The organism is Pseudomonas sp. PME37.24/025 (assembly GCF_055556615.1).
Window position 1 is genome coordinate 1 of record NZ_JBVHNK010000222.1, and the last position, 270, is coordinate 270.

The 270-nt window shown below is 61.5% G+C and carries 1 protein-coding gene; it reads right to left on the reverse strand.

The annotated features are described in order from the left end of the window. A partial coding sequence (locus ACZ3HH_RS30145; RefSeq protein WP_465810253.1) for a DNA cytosine methyltransferase occupies positions 1-222 on the reverse strand: 222 nt, incomplete at its 3' end. Positions 223-270: the final 48 nt, after the last annotated feature.

The window sequence follows — 270 nt, forward strand, 5'->3', positions numbered from 1 at the left end:
CTTGAACACGTCTCCCAGCTCAAACACGTGGTGGTTTCCACGCTCCGCGTCCCGGAAATGAGCCTCGTACATCGCATGCTTGTCCGGCTCGTAGTCGTTTGCCCAAGCGACTCTGTACCCAGCAGCTTCAAGACCTAGGCGGGCGAGGCCGACTCCAGCAAAGAACTCGATCACTTTCGGGCGCGCTGCTTCGATGGGGACAATGTTGGCGGGCGTAGGCATGATCGAAACTCTAGGGCGCCCGCAGAGGGACGGCGGGTACGCCTCGCG